Source organism: Arthrobacter sp. Hb9-2 (assembly GCF_059091165.1).
This window is the reverse complement of record NZ_JBNHGJ010000032.1, coordinates 15,012-36,846: the sequence shown is the minus strand read 5'-3', so window position 1 is coordinate 36,846 and position 21,835 is coordinate 15,012. Positions and strand designations below refer to the sequence as shown.

Genomic DNA, 21,835 nt, shown 5'->3' with positions numbered 1-21,835 from the left:
AGCCTTTCGCTGCGGGGGCAGTTGCGTGCCGGGGAAAAAGGCAACCTTCGACCTCAGCTAGAGGGTCAAGGCTCAACATCCGGGGAAAGTCAAGTTGCCCGGAATACCGTGTCGGGCGCTGTAACCTTGGGAAGAAGAAGGAGCGTTGCTGGCCAGCCAGCGGCAGGAAATCACCGTCATCGAAAGTGTGGATAGATACGTGAGCAGCGAACAGGGTTCGGCAACTCTGGAGGGCACGCAATTCGACCTGGAAGACGCGGTGATGGGACCCACGGGGCGCCCATACCGCGAGTTCCCGGAACCTGCGCCCCTGGCCTCCCACGGTCCGGCCCGCGTCATCGCCATGGTGAACCAAAAGGGTGGCGTCGGAAAGACCACGTCCACCATCAACCTTGCTGCAGCGCTGGCTGAGTACGGCCGGCGCGTTCTTTTGGTCGACTTCGATCCGCAGGGCGCCCTGTCTGCCGGCCTGGGCGTGAATCCGCATGAACTCGACCTCACCGTGTACAACGTGCTGATGGACCGCAAGGTGGACATCCGCGATGCCATCCACCAGACCGGCGTCGAAAACGTGGACCTCCTGCCCGCAAACATCGACCTCTCGGCGGCTGAAGTCCAGTTGGTCAACGAGGTGGCCCGCGAGCAGGTCCTGGACCGCGCCCTGAAGAAAGTCGAAGACGATTACGACGTCGTCCTCATCGACTGCCAGCCGTCCCTTGGCCTTCTGACCGTCAATGCCCTCACCGCGGCGCACGGTGTCATCATCCCGCTGATCTGCGAGTTCTTTGCCCTCCGTGCCGTGGCGCTGTTGGTGGAGACCATCGACAAGGTTCAGGACAGGCTCAACCCCCGCCTGCAGGTGGACGGCGTGCTGGCCACCATGTACGACGCCCGGACGCTGCACAGCCGGGAGGTCATTACCCGGTTGGTGGAGGCCTTCGGCGACAAGGTCTTCGAGACCGTGATAAAGCGCTCCATCAAGTTCGCCGACGCCACCGTAGCCGCGGAGCCGATCACCAGCTACGCCGGCAACCACGTGGGCGCCGACGCCTACCGCCGGCTCGCCAAGGAACTGATCTCGCGCGGCGGCGCACCCTAGCTACCCGGTGGCCGAATCCAAGCCCGGCTTTGAGGTGCGGCTGGCCAACTTCACGGGTCCCTTTGACCTCCTGCTCGGCCTGATCGCCAAGCACCAGCTGGACATCACCGAGGTAGCCATCGCCACGGTGACCGACGAATTCATCAAGTACATCCGGAACCTGCAGAAGCTGGGCGAGGAGTGGGCCCTGGACGAGGCCAGCGAATTCCTGGTGATTGCCGCGACACTGCTGGACCTCAAAGCTGCCCGGCTCCTTCCTGCGGGGGAAGTTGAAAACGATGAAGACATTGCACTGCTCGAAGCCCGGGACCTGCTCTTCGCGCGGCTGCTCCAGTACAAGGCCTTCAAGCACGTGGCGGGACTACTCGGCGAAACCCTCCACCAGGAGGCCATGCGGTTCCCCCGGCAGGTCGCCCTGGAGGAACACTTCGCGGCCATGCTTCCCGAGCTGGTCTGGAAACACAGTCCGGAACAGTTCGCCCGCCTGGCCGAAGCCGCACTGCAGCCCAAGGCTCCGAAGCAGACAGAAGTAGGTCTGGCGCACTTGCACGGCGGCAATGTCAGCGTGAAGGAGCAGGCAGAAGTGATGGGCCTGCGGCTTCAGGTTGAATCACCGCTGACCTTCCGGGCCTTGATTGCTGATGCGGAGTCCACCCTGGTGGTGGTTGCACGGTTCCTTGCCCTCCTGGAGCTGTTCCGGGACAAGGCGGTTTCCTTCGACCAGCTGTCGCCGCTGGGGGACCTGGCCGTGCATTGGACTGCCGGGAACGGGGAATGGTCGGCGGAAAACCTGAGCGAAGAATTTGAGGAGCAGCTGTGACGGGGCAGGCAACAGAAGGTACCAGTGAAGGGAAGCCGGACGTCGCAAACCTTCCGGGCGGGGCCAAAGCCGCCCTTGAAGCGGTGCTGATGGTCATTGACCAACCGGCCACGGAGGAAGAACTGGCTGCCGGACTCGAACTTCCCGTTGACGGGGTCAGTGCCCTGCTTGCAGAACTTCAGCGGGATTATAGCGGCTATACTGTTAAAGCCCCGGATATGGATCAAGCCAGTGGAACTGGTTTCGGCTCCAGCCCCCGGGGTTTTGAATTGCGGAAGGTCGCCGGCGGCTGGCGGATCTACTCCCGTACTGAATTCGCCCACATCGTGGGCAAATATGTGCTGGAGGGCCAAACAGCCAGGCTTACCCAGGCCGCCCTGGAAACGCTCGCGGTCATCGCATACCGCCAGCCGGTCTCCAGGGCCAGGGTTTCCGCAATCAGGGGAGTCAATGTTGACTCTGTCGTACGGACGCTCGCCCAGCGCGGACTTATCGAGGACTCGGGAACGGATCCGGAGTCCGGCGCGGTCCTCTACCGGACCACCTCATATTTCCTGGAGCGGATGGGAATCAGTTCGGTGGCTGAGCTGCCGCAGCTGTCCCCACACCTCCCGGGGCTGGACGGTATTGCGGAGTTCTACGACGCCGAAGGAATGTAGCCAGGGCACCGCCCTGGCAGCACGCAAGAGTACTTATAAGGGCAGATTATTTCTGCACGGCTGGTTAAGGTTGTCCTTGGACACCTTTCCGGTCAACATATCGAAGGACGGGTCATGACACAGGCGGGACGCCAGGGTTCACCACGTAAAGGTTCGGGACATGACGGTACCGAACGCAACACATCACAGCGCAGCGCTTCACAGGGCGGTGCTTCCGGCGGCGGGTTCCGCGGCGGGGCCGCCAATCGTGGCGGCGGATTCGGCAGCGACCGCCCGCACCGCGCACCCAAGCCGCGCGAGGAGCGGTTTATCGATCCGGACCAGGCTCCGGCCGGTGGCCAGGGGGGCCGTGGAGCAACGGAACCCAAATCTGCAAAGCCTTCATCCCGGAAGCCTGCAGTACGCAAGCCGGGTGCCAAGAAGGCCCCGGGAACGCCGGGCGCGCTGAAGCCAAAGCCACGGACCGGTGCCCCGGGGGCGGCAGCTTCCCGTGCTTTCGGCAGCGAACGTTTCGGCCAGAACCTGGGTCCGGTCCGCCGGCCAAGCCGGAAGAAAGGTCCTCGCGGCGAGGTTCCCCAGTCGGAACTCCACGACGCCGACGGCGTGCGCCTGCAGAAGGTCATGGCCTCCGCGGGTGTAGCGTCACGCCGCGTCTGCGAGGAGATGATTGCCGAGGGCCGCGTGGAAGTGGACGGCCAGGTAGTCACCGAGCTCGGCGTCCGCGTCGATCCCAAGACCGCCGTCATCCACGTTGACGGACTGCGGATCCAGTTGGACGAGAACCTGGTGTACATGGTGTTTAACAAGCCCAAGGGCGTTGTCTCCACCATGGAGGACCCCGAGGGCCGCCCGTGCATCAGTGACTTCCTTCGCCACCAGCACGGCGAACGCCTGTTCCATGTGGGCCGGCTCGACGTCGCCACCGAAGGGCTGTTGCTGCTGACGAACGACGGCGAACTTGCCAACCGCCTGACGCACCCCTCCTATGAGGTGCCCAAGACCTACCTGGTCCAGGTCCGGGGGCCCTTCCCGCAGGGAATCGGCGCCCAGCTAAAGGAAGGCGTGGAACTGGAGGACGGCTTTGCCTCGGTGGATTCCTTCCGCCTCGTTGACTCCACTCCCGGCCACGTCCTGATCGAGGTCGTGCTGCACTCGGGAAAGAACCGCATCGTCCGCCGGTTGTTCGACGCCGTCGGATTCCCGGTCCTGCGGCTTGTCCGCGTCAAGGTGGGACCCATCGGTTTGGGTGACCAGCGCCAGGGAAGCATCCGCAACCTCGGCAAGCAGGAAGTCGGCCATCTGCTGGCATCCGTAGGGCTCTGAGGCATGTCCGCTTTCCACAGCCAGGGCCGCGGGCACCTGGACGGACCCGTGGTGGTGATCGGAACGGGGCTGCTGGGCACCAGCATCGGGCTGGGCCTGCGCGGCCGCGGCGTTCCGGTTTACCTGTCCGACCCTTCGCCCACCAACCAGGCGGTTGCGGTGGATATTGGTGCAGGCCAGCCCCTGGCCGGGCTTGCGGGTGCTGTGCCGCAGCTGGTGGTTGTCGCTGCCCCGCCGGATGTCACGGCGGATGTTGTGGCAAAGGCGCTGGCTGACTACCCGGATTCCGTGGTGGTGGACATCGCAAGTGTCAAGGCGGAGATCCTCTCGGCGCTGCGCAGCCGCGGCGTGGACCTCTCCCGCTATGTGGGCACACACCCTATGGCCGGACGGGAAAAGTCCGGGCCGGTTGCAGCCCGCGGGGAGCTCTTCACCTCTATGCCCTGGGTGGTGTGCCCGTCGGAGGAAACCTCCGGCGCAGCCCTCCAGACGGCCCGTTCACTGGCCATGGACCTGGGGGCGGTTGTTTCCCAGTTCACCGCGGACGAACACGACGAAGCTGTGGCCCTGGTATCGCACCTGCCGCAGGTCATGTCATCGCTCTTGGCCAGCCGACTGCAGGGAACTCCGCTGCACGCGTTGTCCCTTGCGGGCAACGGACTGCGCGACGTCACCCGGATCGCAGCCAGTGATCCCTCCCTCTGGGTACAGATCCTGGGCGGCAATGCCGCCAAGGTGGTGGAGATCCTTTACGGCGTGCGGGAGGACCTCAACCGCCTGATCGGCACTCTGGAGGAGCCCACCGCACCGGGTGCCCGCCTTGACCTCGCACAGCTGATGAGTGAAGGCAATGCCGGCCAGGCCCGGATTCCGGGCAAGCACGGCGGACCTCCCCAGGCGTATTCGTGGCTTACCGTCCTGGTGGACGATAAGCCGGGCCAGATTGCCCGTCTCCTCACGGAAATCGGGGAGATCGGCGTAAACCTGGAGGACCTGCGCCTGGACCACTCCTCGGGCCAGAACGTGGGTATGGTGGAAATCTCCGTGTTGCCGAACAAGCATGACCACCTGATCGAAGCACTTAACGACCGCGGATGGCGGGTACTCCAGTAATGACACAAGAACTTCTTGACACCCTGCCTGCCCTCCGGATCGGCAGGCCGCTGGTGGTGGCCATCGACGGGCCGTCGGGCTCCGGAAAGTCCAGTGTCAGCAAGGAAGTGGCCCGCAGGCTCCGGCTCGCCTATCTGGACACCGGTGCCATGTACCGGGCATTGACGTGGTTCTGCGTCACGAAAGGCATCGACCTGGAGGACAGTGCGTCCGTGGAGCAGGCGTCCCGGGACCTGGTCCTGGACCTGAGTACAAGCCCCCAGGTGGAGTACGTCCGGGTGGACGGGATCGACGTCACCAACGCAATCCGTGAGCCTGCCATCTCATCCGCTGTCAGTGCCGTGGCCACCACCCTGGGAGCCAGGACCGAGCTTATCCGGCGCCAGCGCGAACTGATCGAAAAGCACCACCGCCGAATCGTCGTGGAAGGCAGGGACATCACCACCGTCGTTGCGCCCGGGGCTGAAGTGCGGATGCTGCTGACCGCCAGCGAGGAAGCACGGCTGCGCCGGCGCGGAATCCAGCTCGGCGGCACCCAGGATGCCGAGCAACTGGCGGCCCAGGTGACCCACCGCGACGCCAAAGACTCCACAGTGGTCAACTTCACGCAGGCTGCTTCCGGCGTGGTCACCCTGGATTCCTCGGACCTGGACTTCGACCAGACGGTTGCTGCGGCCCTCGTGATTGTGACCAAGGTCCTGAACCGTGACTGAGCCAATCGTCGGAAAGTCCAGGCCGGAGATCCCGTCCGGTTGGACCATGGCCTGGAGCAGGCCTGTTGGCTGGGCCCTTGACCACCTGGTGTACCGGACGTCCGTCACGGGCCGGGACAACGTTCCCACCGGCGGGCCGGTGATTTTTGCCGGCAACCACATCAGCTTCCTGGACGGGCCGGTGATGTTCGGCGCGTCGCCGCGGCCCATGCACATCCTGGTGAAACAGGAGATGTTCAAAGGCTTCCTGGGCCGGGTGCTGACAGCGTCCGGGCAGCTGCCTGTTGACCGCACGGGGGACCGTGCTGCGCTGCAGCGCTGCAAGGAAGTGCTCGACGCCGGACGTTGCGTCGGGATTCTTCCCGAAGGTACGCGGGGGAGCGGGGCAGCGGCCGACATCAACGGCGGCGTTGCCTGGCTCGCGTTGAACTCCGGCGCTCCGGTGGTGCCCGTCGCGATCCTGGGCACGCGCAAGGGCAACGAGCACCTCGATTCGGTGCCGCGGCCTGGCAGGCGTTTCCACGTCAGCTTCGGTAATGCGCTGACGCTGGGCCGCAGGGCCGGGGAAAGCGGGCGTGCTTCAATGGACAGGGCGGCGCTGGAGATCCGGGCCGCATTGTCAGGGCACGTGCGGGATTCCATCCAGCTCACGGGGCAGCCCTTGCCGGCGGCAGATTTTTCCAAAGACTTCACAGCAGTAGCCGGGACGCCGGCAGATGACCACTAAGGACAACGCAATGAGCGATACAACCCAAACTTCCGGCCACTCCGGCGCCGGCGATGACGAATACACCCCCTCCGGCACCGACCAGGTGGCCGAGCGGCTGGCAGCGATAGACGACGACGAAGCCGAACTCCGTGCTGCGTCACTCCGGGCCGGCCTGGAGGACTACGAGCTTGACGAGGACGACGCCGCGCTGCTCAGCGGTGAATACGACGATGAGGACTATGACGGTCCGGTCAAGCTCGATCCGGTCCTGGCCATTATCGGACGTCCCAACGTGGGCAAGTCCACCCTGGTCAACCGAATCCTTGGCCGCCGCGAAGCAGTGGTGGAAGACACCCCTGGCGTCACCCGTGACCGCGTGATGTACTCCGCCAACTGGAACGGGCGAAACTTCACCCTCGTGGACACCGGCGGCTGGGAACACGACGCCCGCGGCATCCACGCCCGCGTAGCGGAGCAGGCCGAGATGGCCGTGGAGCTCGCGGACGCAGTCCTGTTCGTCGTCGACTCCGCGGTCGGTGCCACCGCCACCGACGAAGGCGTGATGAAGATGCTGCGCCGCAGCAAGAAGCCCGTCATCATGGTGGCCAACAAAGTGGATGACTTCGCCCAGGAGGCCGACTCCGCTGCGCTGTGGGGACTCGGTTTCGGCGAGCCCTACCCGGTCTCCGCGCTGCACGGCCGGGGCGTGGCCGACTTGCTTGACCACGTGATGGATACCCTTCCCGAGTTCTCCACCATCGAAGGACTGGAACGTTCCGGCGGCCCCCGCCGCATCGCGCTGATCGGGCGCCCCAACGTGGGCAAGTCGTCCCTGCTGAACAAGCTGGCCGGTACCGAGCGCGTGGTGGTGGACAACACTGCCGGCACTACCCGCGACCCGGTGGATGAATTCATCGAACTCGGCGGCCGCACCTGGCGGTTCGTGGACACAGCAGGCATCCGCCGTCGCCAGCACATGGCCCAGGGCGCGGACTACTACGCCTCCCTGCGGACCCAGGCCGCGCTCGAGAAGGCGGAGGTCGCCGTCGTGCTCCTCGCCGTGGACGAGGTCCTCAGCGAGCAGGACGTCCGGATCCTGCAGCTCGCCATCGAGTCAGGCCGCGCCCTGGTGCTCGCCTTCAACAAGTGGGACTTGCTCGACGACGAACGCCGGCGCTACCTCGAGCGTGAGATTGAACAGGACCTGGCCCACGTGGAGTGGGCGCCCCGCGTCAACATTTCTGCCAAGACCGGGTGGCACAAGGACCGCCTGGTTCCTGCCCTGGACCTGGCGCTGGAAAACTGGGACAAGCGCATTGCCACCGGCCGCCTGAACGCCTTCCTCGGCGAGCTCGTGGCCGCACACCCGCACCCCGTCCGCGGCGGCAAGCAGCCGCGCATCCTCTTCGGCACCCAGGCCTCGAGCAGGCCGCCGAAGTTCGTGCTGTTCACCACCGGATTCCTGGACCCCGGATACCGGCGCTTCATCACCCGCCGGCTGCGCGAAACCTTTGGTTTTGAGGGCACCCCCATCGAGGTCAACATGCGGGTGCGGGAAAAGCGCGGCAAGAAGCGCTAAGCGTCGTGATCTCCGCGACACACGGAGCTGCGAAAGCCGGAAAGTGTCACTTGCACCCTCCGGAATCGTGTAAGCTCTTCTAGGTGGTTCGGCCGGACTGCTGGTGGAAATTCCCGGGTTAGCCCGGGGATGAAGCACAGCGGAGAACGGCGGAACTAACGGGCTGTAGCGCAGCTTGGTAGCGCACTTGACTGGGGGTCAAGGGGTCGCAGGTTCAAATCCTGTCAGCCCGACCATAAAGGACCGGAACCACGCGGAAACGCGTGGTTCCGGTTTTTTTGTTTTCGGCACTTATGGTTTTGCCCTACTTGAGGAATTTGGATGTCCTGCGGTCGGCCAGGATCTTGCCCTTCGTCTGGCAGGTGGGGCAGTACTGCAGTGCAGTATCGGCAAAAGATACCTCCCGCACGGTGTCCCCGCACACCGGGCACGGCTCGCCGGTCCGGGCATGGACCCGCATGTGGCTGCGCTTGACGTCTTTCAGGTCCTTGGGCGGCTTGCCGCTGGCTTCTGCCAGGGCGGTGCCGAGCACATCGTGGATGGAATCATAGAGGACCTGCACCGCTTCCCGATCCAGCGACTTCGCAGTTGCGAATGGTGAAATCCTTGCGGCGTGAAGAATCTCGTCACTGTACGCGTTGCCAATGCCGGCGATCACGCTCTGGCTCCTCAGGAGCCCCTTGATCTGCTGCGAACTGCCGGCGAGGATTTCAGCCAACATGTCGGCGTCGAACGCCTCGGTGAATGGGTCCGGCCCAAGGGTGGCGATGCCCGGCACGTCCTGGGGATCCCGCACCACGTAGACGGCCAGGCTCTTCTTGGTTCCCGCCTCGGTGAGGTCGATGCCTCGTGGCCCTTCCGGGCCGGTAAAGGCAAAACGCGCCGCGATGTGGCCCTTGCCCATCCGCAGCTGTGCATCGGTGGGAGAGTCCGTGAAGCGCACCCAGCCCGCCCTGGCCAGATGGAACACCAGCGAGATCCCGCCGGTGTCGATGCTGACGAACTTGCCGAAGCGCCGCACTCCGGTCACGGTCCGGCCCTCCAACGCATTGAATGGCGGATCCGCTGTCTTGAGCACGGCGAAGGAAACGATCTGCACCTTGGTTACCGAAGTTCCCCGCAGGTGCTCATCAAGAAATTCAGCCAGGCCGGCCACCTCCGGAAGTTCCGGCATGGCTTACCCCGCCGCTTCCAGGAGTGCTGGAAGGGTGCGTGCGCTCATGGGTCCCATCTTGTCAGAATCCCCGGCGAACGCCCCGGCAGTTGTGCCTATACTTTCAGCGGCGGCCTGTTTGGGCCCCGTTGACATTGGTGATCGACCCCATGAAAGGCCCCTGATGAGCAACATTCCCGAAGACCTGTCCTATACCGCCGAACATGAGTGGGTTTCTGCTCCCAGTGCCGACGGTGTGGTGCGCGTGGGTATCACCGACTTCGCCCAGGACGCCCTCGGCGATGTGGTTTACGCCCAGATGCCGGAAGTGGGCACCAAGATTACGGCAAACGAGGTTGTGGGCGAGGTTGAATCCACCAAAAGCGTCAGTGACATCTACGCGCCGGTCACCGGTGAGGTAGTGGCGCGCAATGAATCCCTCGACACGGACTCGGCGCTGATCAACACCGATCCCTATGGCGACGGCTGGCTTATCGAAGTCAAACTTGCCGAAGCAGACGCTGTTGAGTCGTTGCTCAGTGCATCCGAGTACGAACAACAGGTAGGCTAAAAGCTATCCGGTAAATCCGGTTCGGCCAGCGGCGCAGACGCCACGTCTTCGCACGTCAGGCCGGATCGGGAGCCGGTGCCGGACCTGCGCGGCAGGCCCGGACGGCAAATGTTAATTGCAGGCGTCAGAGCTGCAGCGGAAGAGGAGGAATCCATGGCTGGCCACACACACAACCCTGCCGATGGGGAATGCGGCAATGGTGCGGCCAGGGCGTCGGAGACCACCTCGATCCACCTCACCCCGGTGCGGGATGAACCCACTATCGCCCCCAAGCTGTCATCCGAAGAGCGCAATTCCGTCGAGGCACTGCCGGCTGGGTCTGCACTCCTCGTTGCTCACAGCGGCCCGAACGCCGGTGCCCGCTTCCTGCTGGACTCCGACGTCACCACCGCCGGCCGCCACCCCGACGCGGACATCTTCCTGGACGACGTCACGGTCTCCCGCCGGCACGTCGAATTCCGGCGTACCGCCCGGAGCTTCGAGGTAGTGGACAAGAACAGCCTGAACGGCACGTATGTTAATCACGACCGCGTGGACAGCGTCGAGCTCAAGTCCGGCAGTGAAGTCCAGATCGGCAAGTTCCGCCTCACCTTCTACCTGAGCCCTGCCAGCGCTGCAGGCCGCGGCTGATCCGGGGACCGCTGCCTGTGGCAATGGCACAACCGGAACGCCGGGGACCGCAGGTCCTGAACATTGGGGAAGTCCTCGCCCAGCTTAGCGGCGACTTCCCCGGCATGACAGCGTCGAAAATCAGGTTCCTCGAGGAAAAAGGGCTGATCAATCCCCGCCGCACCCCGGCGGGCTACCGGCAGTATTCCGACGGCGACGTGGAGCGGTTGCGTTTCGTCCTGGCTTTGCAGCGGGACCAGTACCTTCCCCTGAAGGTCATCAAGGACTACCTGGACGCCATCGACAGGGGAGAACGCCCCGAAAACCTGCCGCCAGGCGTTGTGGTGTCCCCGCGCATTGTCTCGGACGAACTGGCCGCTGAACTCCAGAGCCGGGGGCGCACGCTGACCGAAGAGCAGCTGCGCACCGAGTCCGGGGCCAGCGTACCCCTGCTCCAGGCCCTCCTGAGTTTCGGCCTCATCAGCCACTCCAACGGGCAGTTTGATGAACACGCCCTGCAGGTGGCCAGGGCCTGCGTGCAGCTGGAAAGCCACGGGCTCGAACCCCGCCACCTCCGGCCCTTCCAGGCAGCTGCTGAGAGGGAGTTCGGTCTTGTGGAACGCGCCGTGGCGCCGCTTGCTTCCCGCAAGGACGCCGCTTCCCAGGCGCGGGCGGCTGAGGCTGCCCGCGAAATCAGCGACCTCTGCCTCACCCTGCACCGGGCTCTGGTGCAGGACCACATCTCACGCATGGACATCTGATGATTGAAGTCGAGATCGTAGGCGTTCGGATCGAACTGCCTTCCAACCAGCCACTGGTCCTCCTGCGGGAGATGCATGGGGAACGCCACGTGCCCATCTGGATCGGCACCCCTGAAGCAAGCGCCATCGCCCTTGCCCAGCAGGGTGTGGTTCCGCCACGGCCCATGACGCACGACCTTCTGGTGGACGTGGTGGAGTCGCTGGGCCACTCCGTGGTCAGCGTGAACATTGTGGCGGTGGAGGACAACATCTTCTACGGCCAACTCCAGTTCGAGAACGGCACCACCGTCAGTTCGCGCGCTTCCGATGCCCTCGCCGTCGCCCTTCGGGCCAAGTGCCGGATCTGGTGCGCGGATTCCGTGATGGACGAGGCCGGCGTTCGGATCACGGAGCACGATGAAGGCGAGGACACGGAGCCCGGCCCTACCGTCGACGAAGAGCGCGAACTGCGCCGGTTCCGGGAGTTCCTGGACGACGTGGAACCCGAGGATTTCGACGGCTAAGGTCACGTTAAGGTTAAAGTTGAGGATGAAAGTTTCGACACGCCTCTTCGAAGGACCCAACGTCTTTGACCTTGGGTCCCCGCGGGCCTAACGTCTAAGTATCGAGTTCCCATTGCTTACAGCAGCCGCGCAGGTCACACTGGAAGGTGCGCCCCGCGGAAATTACAGGCATGATCTTCATTCCTGTTAAAGCTGCTGCAGTTCTTCTCGGGGAGCTTATGACAAGGAGGATCCAGGTGAGTCCCAAAGGCGAAGCAGGCGGGCTGAAGCAGCCCACGGCCGGTGTTGCTGTGCCCGCAAGCGGTGCCCAGGGCCTCCTGTTCACCGAAGACCTGCCCGTCCTGGATGAAGACGCCGGCTACCGGGGTCCCACCGCCTGCAAGGCAGCAGGCATCACCTACCGCCAGCTGGATTACTGGGCGCGCACCGGGCTTGTCGAACCCGCCGTCCGCGGTGCGGCCGGCTCGGGATCCCAGCGGCTCTACGGCTTCCGCGATATCCTCGTCCTCAAGGTCGTCAAGCGACTGCTGGACACCGGTGTGTCGCTGCAGCAGATCCGCACGGCCGTCGAACACCTGCGTGAACGCGGCGTGGAGGACCTGGCCCAGATCACGCTGATGAGCGATGGCGCCAGCGTTTACGAGTGCACGTCCGCGGACGAAGTCATCGACCTCGTCCAGGGTGGCCAGGGCGTGTTCGGCATCGCCGTTGGCCGCGTGTGGCGCGAGGTGGAAGGCAGCCTTGCGTCGCTCCCGAGCGAACATGCCACGGAGCAGCCCTTTCCCGACGACGAACTGAGCAAGCGGCGGGCAGCCCGCAAGATCAGCTGACGCTGCACTACGGGTTCAACTTAACAGCAGAGGCCGCTCTCCACGGGGAGAGCGGCCTCTGCTGTTGACGTTCCTTCTCCTACCTGGCCCGGCTGCGCAGGCCGCTGCCTACCGCCATCACGTTGGCCAGCAGGTCATCGAACAGGGCCGCGGCGGCCTTGGCTGAGTCGCCGGGCCAATGGTGCACCGGGTGGGCGGCGCCCTGGATTTGCTGCCAGTTCGCCTGTTCCGGGATTCGTGGGCTCAAAAGGAGCTCGCCGAACATCGACTCCATCTCTGCCAGCCGGTAGGTGTGCTCGGAGGACCCTGACCGCACCCGGTTGGCTATGATGCCGGCCGGTGAAAGGTTTGGCGCAAACTCCTGGCGGAAAAGCTGGATGGCCCTCATGGTCCGTTCGGTACCGGCAACGGAAAACAGCCCCGGTTCGGCAACGAGGGCCACCTTGTCGCTGGCTGACCAGGCCATCCGGGTCAGGCCATTCAGGGACGGCGGGCAGTCGATCAGGACGAGCTGGTAGTTGTCTGGGGCGGCCAACACCGAAGACAACCGCCGCAGGTCGCGGCGGCTGAGGTCCGGCCGGTCGTAGATTCCCGTGTAGGCAGAGCCGACGGCGACGTCCAGGACCGCTGAACCGGAGCCGTTGGAAGGGGCCCGTTCCGTCCAGCTGCTGCCCACCACATTCTCGGCGAGCTTGGCTCGGCGGGGGCTTTTGAGCATCCTGCCGATATCGAGCTGGTCGCCCGGCTGCACGCCCAGGGCGGTGGTCGCGTCTGCATGGGGATCAAGATCCACCACCAGCGTGCGGATGCCTGCGGCAAGGGCTGCAGACGCCAATCCTGTGGTGACGGAAGTCTTGCCGACTCCACCCTTGAGGCTGCTGATGCTGACTACTTGCACTTGAGAGACCAAAACCTAACGCCGGATGCCGTGTTGGGAGTAATGTTTGCTCCGGCAGTGCCGAAGCCGGACGGTCCTGCCGCCCTACTCATCATATGTGGATGCGTCGGCGATTCCTGCTTTAACGGGCGTCGGCATGGCACCAGCTGTGCTGCCGGGGCGGTTTCTGCCCGGGCCGGCAGAAGAGCTCGGGACATGACGGGGAAATCTGTGATGGTGGCCACAAAGATTTGTGTTTGCCCTTATAGGTCCTAGACACTGTGACCACTCACCGATCCACCCGCAATGATGCAGGAGAAGTATGTTTTCCAAAGTTCTGGTGGCCAACCGCGGCGAAATCGCGATCAGGGCCTTCCGCGCCGGCTACGAGCTGGGCGCCAAGACCGTTGCCGTTTTCCCCCAAGAGGACAGGAACTCGATCCACCGCCAGAAGGCGGACGAGGCCTATCTGATTGGCGAAGAGGGCCACCCCGTCCGTGCTTACCTTGACGTTGCCGAAGTGGTGCGCGTAGCAAAGGAGTCCGGTGCGGACGCCATCTACCCCGGATACGGCTTCCTCTCAGAAAACCCGGACCTTGCCCGCGCCGCCAAGGATGCCGGCATTACCTTTGTCGGTCCGCCGGCCGAGGTGCTGGAGCTGGCCGGCAACAAGGTGGCAGCCCTGAAGGCTGCCCGTGACGCCGGTGTTCCCGTCCTGAAGTCCAGTGCGCCCTCCAAAGACCTGGACGAGCTCATTGCGGCGGCCGATGAGATCGGCTTCCCCATCTTCGCCAAAGCCGTGGCCGGTGGCGGCGGACGCGGCATGCGACGCGTGGATACCCGCGAGGCACTTCCGGAGGCCCTGCAGTCCGCCATGCGTGAGGCGGACGCGGCGTTCGGTGACCCCACCATGTTTCTGGAGCAGGCTGTCCTGCGCCCGCGGCACATCGAAGTGCAGATCCTGGCGGACGCCGAGGGCAACGTGATGCACCTCTTCGAGCGGGACTGCTCCATTCAGCGCCGCCACCAGAAGGTTATCGAGATCGCCCCGGCCCCGAACCTGGATGAAGGCATCCGTCAGGCGCTGTACCGGGATGCCGTCAAGTTCGCCAAGGCCCTGAACTACGTCAACGCCGGCACAGTGGAGTTCCTCGTCGATACAGTGGGTGAGCGTGCCGGCCAGCACGTCTTCATCGAAATGAACCCCCGCATCCAGGTGGAGCACACCGTCACCGAGGAAGTCACCGACGTCGACCTCGTCCAGGCCCAGATGCGCATTGCCGCCGGCGAAACGCTGGCGGACCTCGGCCTCTCCCAGGAGACAGTGAAGCTGCGCGGCGCGGCACTGCAGAGCCGCATCACAACCGAGGACCCCGCCAACGGGTTCCGGCCCGACGTCGGAAAGATCACCGGCTACCGCTCTGCCGGCGGAGCCGGTGTACGGCTCGACGGCGGCACTGTCTACTCAGGTGCCGAAATCAGCCCGCACTTCGACTCCATGCTGGTGAAGCTCACCTGCCGCGGCAGGGACTACCCGGCCGCCGTCGCCCGTGCCCGCCGCGCCCTTGCCGAATTCCGTATCCGCGGTGTCTCCACCAACATCTCCTTCCTCCAGGCGGTGCTCGACGACCCCGACTTCATCGCCGGGGATGTGGCCACGTCCTTCATTGACGAGCGCCCGCAGCTGCTCAAGGCGCGTGTCTCTGCCGACCGCGGCACCAAGCTCCTTACCTGGCTTGCTGAAGTCACGGTCAACAAGCCGAACGGCGAACTGACCGTGCACTCAAATCCTGCCAGCAAGCTGCCGTCCGTCAAGGACATGGAGGCAGCACCCGGCTCACGCCAAAGGCTGCTCGAGCTGGGCCCTGAAGGCTTCGCCAGGGCGCTTCGTGAACAGAACGCAGTGGCCGTCACGGACACCACTTTCCGGGACGCCCACCAGTCGCTCCTGGCCACCCGCGTCCGAACCCGCGACCTCGTGGCAGCCGGCCCGGCGGTTACTGCGCTCATGCCGGAGCTGCTTTCCGTTGAGGCCTGGGGCGGCGCAACGTATGACGTCGCCCTTCGGTTCCTGGGCGAGGACCCGTGGGACCGGCTCGCCGCCCTTCGCCAAGCGCTTCCGAATGTGTGCCTCCAGATGCTCCTCCGGGGCCGCAACACCGTGGGATACACGCCCTATCCGGAAGAGGTCACGGAAGCCTTCGTCAACGAGGCCGCGGCCACGGGCATTGATATCTTCCGCATCTTCGACGCCCTGAACGATGTCAGCCAGATGGCACCTGCCATCCGCGCTGTCCGGGCAACAGGCACTGCCGTCGCCGAAGTGGCGCTCTGCTACACCGGCGACATGCTGGATCCCGAAGAGACCCTTTACACGCTGGACTACTACCTTGGCCTGGCCCAGAAGATCGTGGACGCCGGAGCCCACATCCTGGCCATCAAGGACATGGCAGGCCTGCTCCGTCCCGCCGCCGCGGCGAAACTCGTCTCCGCCCTCCGGGAACGCTTCGACCTGCCGGTTCACCTGCACACCCACGACACCGCAGGAGGCCAGCTGGCCACCCTGCTGGCCGCCGTGGACGCCGGTGTCGACGCCGTGGACGTCGCCTCCGCATCGCTGGCCGGAACCACCAGCCAGCCGTCGGCCTCGGCGCTGGTCGCAGCGTTGGCACACACGCCGCGGGATACTGGCCTGAGCCTGGCAGCCGTCAGCTCGCTGGAGCCGTACTGGGAAGCGGTCCGCCGCGTCTACGCGCCGTTCGAGTCGGGCCTTCCGGGCCCCACCGGCCGTGTGTACCAGCACGAGATTCCCGGCGGGCAGCTCTCCAACCTCCGCCAGCAGGCCATGGCACTCGGACTGGGGGAGCGCTTTGAGGCGATCGAGGACATGTACACCGCCGCCGACCGCATCCTGGGCCACCTGGTCAAGGTCACGCCATCCTCCAAGGTGGTGGGCGACCTTGCCCTGCACCTGGTGGGCCTGAACGCGGACCCCGCGGATTTCAACGAGAACCCGCAGAACTACGACATCCCGGATTCAGTCATCGGATTCCTTTCCGGTGAACTGGGTGACCCTCCGGGAGGCTGGCCCGAGCCCTTCCGCACCAAGGCCCTCCAGGGCAGGAGCGTGAAGGTCCGCGACGTGGAGCTCAGCGCCGAGGACAGTGCCGCCTTGAAGTCCGACTCAAAGACCCGCCAGCACACGCTGAACCGGCTGCTCTTCGACGGACCCACCAAGGACTACCTGAAGAGCGTGGAGACGTACGGCAACATCTCTGTGCTGGACACCAGGGACTACCTCTACGGACTTCAGCGCGGCGCCGAGCACGAGATCCAGCTGGAGAAGGGCGTGAGGCTGATCGCGTCCCTCGAAGCCGTCTCCGAGCCTGACGAAAAGGGTATGCGCACGGTCATGTGCACCCTCAACGGCCAGTCCCGGCCGGTGGTGGTCCGGGACCGTTCGGTGGTCAGCAATGTCAAGGCAGCCGAGAAGGCCGACCCCGGCCAGCCCGGCCACGTGGCAGCCCCGTTCGCCGGTGCCGTCACCGTGGCCGTCAAGCCCGGGGACGAGGTCAAAGCCGGCGACACGGTAGCCACCATCGAGGCGATGAAGATGGAAGCGTCCATCACGACGCCGGTAGCCGGCAAGGTCGCGCGGCTCGCCATCTCCTCAGTGGAGCAGGTAGAGGGCGGAGACCTGCTGCTGGTCGTGGAGCAGTAGTGCACGGTAGCGAGTGATACGACGAGAGGGTCCTCCGTGCTGAACTGGTCCCCGAAAGTTGGACTGCCTAAATAAATCCTATGCCGCGAGGGCCTGGGCACGGTATTGCGCCGGGCTCAGGCCCTCGAGCTTTGTCGAGATCCTTTTGGTGTTGTACCAGTGGATGTACTTGTGCAGGGCCGTTTCCAGTGCACCGAGGCTGAGGAACGTGACCCGGTTGAAGAGCTCTTCCTTGAGGTGGCCAAAGAAGTTTCTCCATCACGGCATTGTCGTAGCAGTTGCCCTTGCGGGACATTGATTGGACCGCGCCTGCGCCGTCCAGGAGGGTCTGCCAGGAGGCGTGCTGGTACTGGAAGCCCTGGTCTGAATGTACGAGCGGTTGCTGCCCGTCCTCCAGCGTGGCCAGCGCATTGCGGAGTGAAGTGTTGGTGAGCTCCAGGTTCGGCGACGACCTGATGGCGTGGGAAATGATCTGCCGGTCGAAGAGGTCCATGACCGGTGAGAGGTAGAGCTTGCGGTCGCCGACACTGAATTCGGTCACATCGGTAACCCATTTTTCATTCGGTGCTGCGGCTTCGAATTTCCGGTTTAGCAGGTTCGGGGCAATCTTGCCCTGCTCACCCTGGTAGGAGTTGTAACGCTTCTTCAGCCGGACTTTACAGACGAGCCGCAGAGAACGCATCAGCTTCAGCACAGTCTTCTTCGCAACCGTTCACCCTTGCTTGACCATCTCGGTGTGGATGCGGCGGTGCCCGTACCGGCCATGGTTCTGTTCGAAAATTTCCGTCACCGCGGTCTTGAATCTCTCGTGCGGGTCTGGGGCCCGAAGGCGGGCCTGATGATAGAAGAACGTCGAGCGGGCCAACCCGGCTACGTCCAGGAGCAATTCAAGCCGGTGTTCGGCCTTGAGGGCGATGACGGCGCGGACCTTTAGCGCCGTTCCTCGTTCCTCAAGGCCTGCACTTTTCCCAGGAACGCGACCTCTGCCCGCAAACGCTCGTTCTCACGCCGCAGCCGCTCCAGCTCTGATTCAGGCATCCTGGGAGTCCCGGGGTTTGTCATCGGGCGGCCCTTTGATTTCGGACGCAGGCCGTCCTCGCCCTCGGTCCGGTACTGCCGCGCCCACTTCTCGATCAGCCCCGGTGACGACAGCTGGAGCTCACTCGCCAGGGCGGCTTTACTCTCCCCAGCTTCAAACCGCTGCACGGCATGGAGTTTGAACTCGAACGAGAAAGACCGCTTTGTCGGCTTTGCCACTAGTGTCGTACCTCCGCGAACTCGCCACCGGTCGTATAACCGGCGGATCGCTCTCGCGGGCGCCCCCAGCCTAGTTGCCACAGACTTAGCGCCCCAGCCGGTATCAAACAACGCTACCGCGGCCCGGCGTTGTTCCTCCGACAATGAACTGCGCACATGCATAAAACTGCTCCCCGAGAGTTAGAACTGAAATTTCAGTCCAACTTTCGGGGAGCAGTTCATGCAGGAGGGCCCTCTCGTTTGTTTGCGGCAGTGGCTAGCGGCAGGCCTGATCCTCTACGTGCTATTCCCCGCGCCCCGCTAAGGCCGCTTCGGGGCGAGCGGGGCCCCTTTTACGCACGCTGCCGGACCAGGCCAGCCTCATGTGCTGCCGGCTACGAGGGCGGGGGCCCCTTTTACGCACGCTGGGCCCCTTTACGCACGCTGCCGGATCGGGGCCCGCGTCCTACACCGGCGTCAGGAGCGTGGTGCCGAGTACATTTCCTCGATCACCGTCTCGAAGTCCTTCATCACCTGTGCCCGCTTGACCTTCATCGACGGCGTCAGGTGTCCTGAGGCTTCGGTGAAGTCAGCAGGCACGATCCGGAAGGACTTGATCGCTTCGGCCTGCGATACGGAGGCGTTCGCTGCGGTGATGAGGTCCTGGACAGCTGCTTTGACCACCGGGTTGTTGGCCGCATCCTCGAGCGAGGTGTCGGCCGGGAGGTTGTGGCGCTGCAGCCAGCCGGGCAGGGCTTCCTGGTCCAGGGTGACGAGGGCGCCAATAAAAGGCCTGTTGTCACCGACCACCAGCACCTGGGAGACCAGGGCATCGGCACGGATCTGGTCCTCAAGCAACGCGGGGATCACGTTCTTGCCGCCAGCGGTCACAATGATTTCCTTCTTGCGGCCGGTGATCCACACAAAGCCGTCATCGTCCAGGCGGCCGATGTCGCCGGTGCGGAACCAGCCGTCAGCGAAGGTTTCCGAGGTAAGGTCCTCCCGCTTGTAGTAGCCGCGCATCACGCAGACGCCCTTGGCGAGGATTTCGCCGTCCTCGGCAATCCGGACTGCGTTCCCGGGCAGCGGCTTGCCCACGGACCCGATCTTGATCAGCGACGGTGTGTTGACGGAGATGGGGGCTGTGGTTTCAGTCAGGCCATAGCCTTCGAGGACCTGCAGGCCGATGCCTTGGAAGAAATGGCCCAGGCGTTCACCCAGCGGGCCGCCACCGGAGACGGCGTGGGCAACGTGGCCGCCCATGGCAGCCCGCAGCTTGCTGTATACCAGCTTGTCGAAGAGGGCGTGGCGGAGCTTGAGGCCAAGGCCCACCCGCCCGTTCTGGCGCGCCTTTGAAAAGGCGATGGCAGTGTCGGCGGCCTTGTGGAAGATGGCGCCCTTGCCGCCGTCCTCGGCCTTGGTCAGCGCGGAGTTGTAGACCTTTTCGAAGACGCGGGGCACGGCAAGGATGAAGGTGGGCTCGTAGCTTTGCAGGTCAGCGAGGAGGTTCTTGATGTCCGGCGTATGGGCCACCGTGGTTCCGGCGGCCATGGCCAAAACTGAGATGAATCGTGCAAAAACGTGGGCCAGTGGCAGGAACATGATGGTCTTGGCGTTCTCATGGACGATCTCACCGATGATGGCGAGGGCGTTGTCCGAGAGTTCAACGAAGTTTCCGTGCGTTAGTTCGCAGCCCTTGGGACGGCCCGTGGTGCCTGAGGTGTAGATGATGGTGGCGACGTCGTCCAGGGTGGCCGTCGCGCGGCGCGCCTCGAGATCCGCGTCGCTGACGTCGCGGCCGGCTTCACGGAGGGCGTCCAGCCCCTGGCCTTCCAGTTGCCACACGTGCTGGAGCGCAGTGAGGCCCTCCGCCGTAACCGCCTGGCGGATCACGTCCTCATGGTGGGCTGCCTCGCCGAACGCTGCCACGGCGCCGGAGTCACCAAGGTTCCAGGCCACCTGCGACGGGGAGGAGGTCTCGTAAATCGGAACGGATACTGCTCCCGCAAACCAGATGGCAAAGTCCACCAGGGACCATTCGTAGCGGGTGCGGGACATGATGCCTACGCGGTCACCAGCAGCCACGCCGCTTGCCATCAGTCCCTTCGCCAGGGCCGAGACGTCAGCCAGGAAATCCGTAGCCTGGATGTCCTGCCAGGCACCGGCTGAGCCGAGCCGCGAAAAGAGTGCCGGGTTGCTGGGCTTCGCAGCCTGCCGCAATACCAGATCCGTGATGTTGGATTCCGGTGGGACAACAACAAGAGGCGGAACACTGAATTCGCGCACTATAGCTCCTTTGATATCCGAAGACCCGCGCAGGGGTATGCCTAAAGACTAGTACGCCTGTACCATGCCGTGCAGTATCTAAACCTACTGACCAGTAACTTTGGCGTCAATGGTGGATGGCGGTACATGCGGGGACGGCCTCCTTCACCCCCGGAACCGCCAGCCTAGAATGGTTGACTATGTATGCACCGCCCCCCGGCGAACAGGCCGGCCCCTTGCGACGACCGGTTCCGTGGAGGCGGCGCCCAACCACCGGCCGGAGCAGGTTGCGCCACGGCGAAGGCTTCCGCGAGCACCTGCGCCTTGGCCGGAAGGGCCTTGCCATCGGGATCGACATCGGCGGCACCAAGGTGGCTGCCGGCGTGGTGGACGCCGAAGGCAGGATCCTCAACGAAGCGCGCCGCTCGACGCCCGGCACGGATCCGCGGGCAGTGGAACAGGTGATTGTGGAGCTCGTGGAAGAGCTCGGCCGGGGGCACCGGATCTGGTCGGTCGGCATCGGTGCCGCCGGGTGGATGGACCTCGACGGCGGCACGGTACTTTTTAGCCCGCATCTCGCCTGGCGGAACGAGCCACTCCGGAAAAACCTGCAAAACCTGTTGCGCCGTCCCGTCCTGCTCGCCAACGACGCCGACGCCGCAGCGTGGGCGGAGTGGCGCTTTGGCGCCGGGCAGGGCGAAGCCCGGCTGGTGTGCATCACCCTGGGCACGGGAATCGGCGGGGCGATGGTGATGGACGGGCGGGTGGAGCGCGGCAGGTTTGGCGTGGCCGGCGAGTTCGGCCACCAGATCATCATGCCCGGCGGCCACCGGTGCGAGTGCGGCAACCGGGGGTGTTGGGAGCAGTACGCGTCCGGGAATGCGCTGGGACGCGAAGCCCGGATCCTGGCGCGGGCCAACTCCCCGGTGGCCCAGGACCTGCTCGCAGCTGTGGGTGGCAACACCGATACGATCACCGGAGCGATCGTCACCGAGCTGGCCCTGGCCGGCGACGCTGCTTCCCGGGAACTTATTGACGAAGTAGGTGACTGGCTCGGACTCGGGCTGGCGAACCTGGCCGCGGCGCTGGATCCCGGCCTGTTTGTTATCGGCGGCGGCCTCTGCTCAGCAGGGGACCTGTTGGTGGAACCCGCCCGAAAGGCCTTCGCCCGCAACCTGACCGGCCGCGGCTTCCGGCCTGCCGCCGGCATTCAGTTGGCGGCCCTGGGACCGAACGCCGGCCTGATCGGGGCGGCGGACCTTTCCCGGGTGAGCAGCAGGGTCCGCGCCTGAGG

At 64.7% G+C, this 21,835-nt stretch carries 20 protein-coding genes, 1 tRNA gene and 1 pseudogene; 16 read left to right on the top strand and 6 right to left on the bottom strand.

The annotated features are described in order from the left end of the window. Positions 1–199: 199 nt before the first annotated feature. The 9 genes from AC5RV1_RS16710 (at position 200) to AC5RV1_RS16670 (ending at position 8,251) form a co-directional block, all read left to right on the top strand. Entirely contained in the window at positions 200–1,099 is a 900-nt protein-coding gene (locus AC5RV1_RS16710; protein ID WP_104045332.1) for a ParA family protein, read from the top strand. A 7-nt stretch (positions 1,100–1,106) separates the two neighbouring features. Further along, a complete protein-coding gene (locus tag AC5RV1_RS16705) occupies positions 1,107–1,919 on the top strand; it encodes a segregation and condensation protein A (protein WP_493948809.1) in 813 nt (270 codons plus the stop codon). Then, positions 1,916–2,578, top strand: coding sequence for an SMC-Scp complex subunit ScpB (gene scpB / locus AC5RV1_RS16700; protein WP_493995324.1), 663 nt, complete (start codon positions 1,916–1,918; stop codon positions 2,576–2,578). Before AC5RV1_RS16705 ends, scpB begins: the two co-directional genes overlap by 4 nt. Before the next feature lie 114 nt (positions 2,579–2,692). Next, the gene (locus AC5RV1_RS16695; RefSeq protein WP_493995323.1) at positions 2,693–3,901 is read left to right on the top strand and encodes a pseudouridine synthase; all 1,209 of its coding nucleotides are present in this window, start codon (positions 2,693–2,695) and stop codon (positions 3,899–3,901) included. A gap of 3 nt (positions 3,902–3,904) precedes the next feature. Further along, positions 3,905–5,014, top strand: coding sequence for a prephenate dehydrogenase (locus AC5RV1_RS16690; protein WP_493995322.1), 1,110 nt, complete (start codon positions 3,905–3,907; stop codon positions 5,012–5,014). Continuing rightward, the gene (cmk, locus tag AC5RV1_RS16685) at positions 5,014–5,727 is read left to right on the top strand and encodes a (d)CMP kinase (protein ID WP_493995321.1); all 714 of its coding nucleotides are present in this window, start codon (positions 5,014–5,016) and stop codon (positions 5,725–5,727) included. The genes AC5RV1_RS16690 and cmk overlap by 1 nt, the downstream gene beginning before the upstream one ends. A 46-nt stretch (positions 5,728–5,773) precedes the next feature. Next, positions 5,774–6,454, top strand: coding sequence for a lysophospholipid acyltransferase family protein (locus tag AC5RV1_RS16680; protein ID WP_493995337.1), 681 nt, complete (start codon positions 5,774–5,776; stop codon positions 6,452–6,454). Between the two features lie 10 nt (positions 6,455–6,464). After that, a complete protein-coding gene (der, locus tag AC5RV1_RS16675) occupies positions 6,465–8,015 on the top strand; it encodes a ribosome biogenesis GTPase Der (protein WP_493948804.1) in 1,551 nt (516 codons plus the stop codon). Positions 8,016–8,174: 159 nt separating this feature from the next. Further along, a tRNA-Pro gene (locus tag AC5RV1_RS16670) sits at positions 8,175–8,251 on the top strand. Between the two features lie 68 nt (positions 8,252–8,319). Here the strand turns inward: AC5RV1_RS16670 and AC5RV1_RS16665 are convergent. Next, a complete protein-coding gene (locus AC5RV1_RS16665; protein WP_493995320.1) occupies positions 8,320–9,189 on the bottom strand; it encodes an Fpg/Nei family DNA glycosylase in 870 nt (289 codons plus the stop codon). 163 nt (positions 9,190–9,352) lie between these two features. Between AC5RV1_RS16665 and gcvH the strand changes: the two genes are divergently transcribed. The 5 genes from gcvH to AC5RV1_RS16640 all read left to right on the top strand — a co-directional run bounded on the left by gcvH (position 9,353) and on the right by AC5RV1_RS16640 (position 12,442). Then, positions 9,353–9,739, top strand: coding sequence for a glycine cleavage system protein GcvH (gene gcvH / locus AC5RV1_RS16660; protein ID WP_163162994.1), 387 nt, complete (start codon positions 9,353–9,355; stop codon positions 9,737–9,739). 153 nt (positions 9,740–9,892) lie between these two features. Continuing rightward, entirely contained in the window at positions 9,893–10,369 is a 477-nt protein-coding gene (locus AC5RV1_RS16655; protein WP_493995319.1) for an FHA domain-containing protein, read from the top strand. A gap of 23 nt (positions 10,370–10,392) precedes the next feature. Continuing rightward, positions 10,393–11,109, top strand: coding sequence for a transcriptional regulator FtsR (ftsR, locus tag AC5RV1_RS16650; protein WP_493948802.1), 717 nt, complete (start codon positions 10,393–10,395; stop codon positions 11,107–11,109). Then, a complete protein-coding gene (locus tag AC5RV1_RS16645; protein ID WP_138135016.1) occupies positions 11,109–11,612 on the top strand; it encodes a bifunctional nuclease family protein in 504 nt (167 codons plus the stop codon). The genes ftsR and AC5RV1_RS16645 overlap by 1 nt, the downstream gene beginning before the upstream one ends. A gap of 236 nt (positions 11,613–11,848) precedes the next feature. Next, a complete protein-coding gene (locus tag AC5RV1_RS16640) occupies positions 11,849–12,442 on the top strand; it encodes a MerR family transcriptional regulator (RefSeq protein ID WP_493948801.1) in 594 nt (197 codons plus the stop codon). A 79-nt stretch (positions 12,443–12,521) separates the two neighbouring features. On the opposite strand, the gene AC5RV1_RS16635 is transcribed toward AC5RV1_RS16640, so the two are convergent. After that, the gene (locus AC5RV1_RS16635; RefSeq protein WP_493995318.1) at positions 12,522–13,340 is read right to left on the bottom strand and encodes a ParA family protein; all 819 of its coding nucleotides are present in this window, start codon (positions 13,338–13,340) and stop codon (positions 12,522–12,524) included. 301 nt (positions 13,341–13,641) lie between these two features. Here AC5RV1_RS16635 and AC5RV1_RS16630 point away from each other — a divergent pair, with 301 nt between their 5' ends. Next, positions 13,642–17,040: a pyruvate carboxylase gene (locus AC5RV1_RS16630; protein WP_493948799.1), complete on the top strand. Its 3,399-nt coding sequence runs from the start codon at positions 13,642–13,644 to the stop codon at positions 17,038–17,040. A gap of 67 nt (positions 17,041–17,107) precedes the next feature. On the opposite strand, the pseudogene AC5RV1_RS16625 reads toward AC5RV1_RS16630, so the two are convergent. The 4 genes and pseudogenes from AC5RV1_RS16625 to AC5RV1_RS16610 form a co-directional block, all read right to left on the bottom strand. Then, positions 17,108–17,737: pseudogene (locus AC5RV1_RS16625) on the bottom strand (IS3 family transposase); the annotation flags it as partial. A gap of 15 nt (positions 17,738–17,752) precedes the next feature. Then, the gene (locus AC5RV1_RS16620) at positions 17,753–17,830 is read right to left on the bottom strand and encodes an IS3 family transposase (protein ID WP_493995336.1); all 78 of its coding nucleotides are present in this window, start codon (positions 17,828–17,830) and stop codon (positions 17,753–17,755) included. Between the two features lie 140 nt (positions 17,831–17,970). Then, the gene (locus AC5RV1_RS16615) at positions 17,971–18,459 is read right to left on the bottom strand and encodes a helix-turn-helix domain-containing protein (protein WP_493995317.1); all 489 of its coding nucleotides are present in this window, start codon (positions 18,457–18,459) and stop codon (positions 17,971–17,973) included. A gap of 294 nt (positions 18,460–18,753) precedes the next feature. Beyond that, positions 18,754–20,562, bottom strand: coding sequence for an AMP-dependent synthetase/ligase (locus AC5RV1_RS16610; RefSeq protein WP_493995316.1), 1,809 nt, complete (start codon positions 20,560–20,562; stop codon positions 18,754–18,756). A gap of 179 nt (positions 20,563–20,741) precedes the next feature. Between AC5RV1_RS16610 and AC5RV1_RS16605 the strand changes: the two genes are divergently transcribed. After that, the gene (locus AC5RV1_RS16605; RefSeq protein ID WP_493995315.1) at positions 20,742–21,833 is read left to right on the top strand and encodes an ROK family glucokinase; all 1,092 of its coding nucleotides are present in this window, start codon (positions 20,742–20,744) and stop codon (positions 21,831–21,833) included. Positions 21,834–21,835 lie beyond the last annotated feature (2 nt).

Coding starts and splice junctions, on each gene's coding strand:
- AC5RV1_RS16695 (WP_493995323.1), top strand. CDS start 2,693: ATGACACAGGCGGGACGCCAGGGTTCACCACGTAAAGGTTCGGGACAT.
- AC5RV1_RS16690 (WP_493995322.1), top strand. CDS start 3,905: ATGTCCGCTTTCCACAGCCAGGGCCGCGGGCACCTGGACGGACCCGTG.
- cmk (WP_493995321.1), top strand. CDS start 5,014: ATGACACAAGAACTTCTTGACACCCTGCCTGCCCTCCGGATCGGCAGG.
- AC5RV1_RS16680 (WP_493995337.1), top strand. CDS start 5,774: ATGGCCTGGAGCAGGCCTGTTGGCTGGGCCCTTGACCACCTGGTGTAC.
- der (WP_493948804.1), top strand. CDS start 6,465: ATGAGCGATACAACCCAAACTTCCGGCCACTCCGGCGCCGGCGATGAC.
- AC5RV1_RS16665 (WP_493995320.1), bottom strand. CDS start 9,189: ATGCCGGAACTTCCGGAGGTGGCCGGCCTGGCTGAATTTCTTGATGAG.
- gcvH (WP_163162994.1), top strand. CDS start 9,353: ATGAGCAACATTCCCGAAGACCTGTCCTATACCGCCGAACATGAGTGG.
- AC5RV1_RS16655 (WP_493995319.1), top strand. CDS start 9,893: ATGGCTGGCCACACACACAACCCTGCCGATGGGGAATGCGGCAATGGT.
- ftsR (WP_493948802.1), top strand. CDS start 10,393: ATGGCACAACCGGAACGCCGGGGACCGCAGGTCCTGAACATTGGGGAA.
- AC5RV1_RS16645 (WP_138135016.1), top strand. CDS start 11,109: ATGATTGAAGTCGAGATCGTAGGCGTTCGGATCGAACTGCCTTCCAAC.
- AC5RV1_RS16630 (WP_493948799.1), top strand. CDS start 13,642: ATGTTTTCCAAAGTTCTGGTGGCCAACCGCGGCGAAATCGCGATCAGG.
- AC5RV1_RS16615 (WP_493995317.1), bottom strand. CDS start 18,459: ATGCATGTGCGCAGTTCATTGTCGGAGGAACAACGCCGGGCCGCGGTA.
- AC5RV1_RS16605 (WP_493995315.1), top strand. CDS start 20,742: ATGTATGCACCGCCCCCCGGCGAACAGGCCGGCCCCTTGCGACGACCG.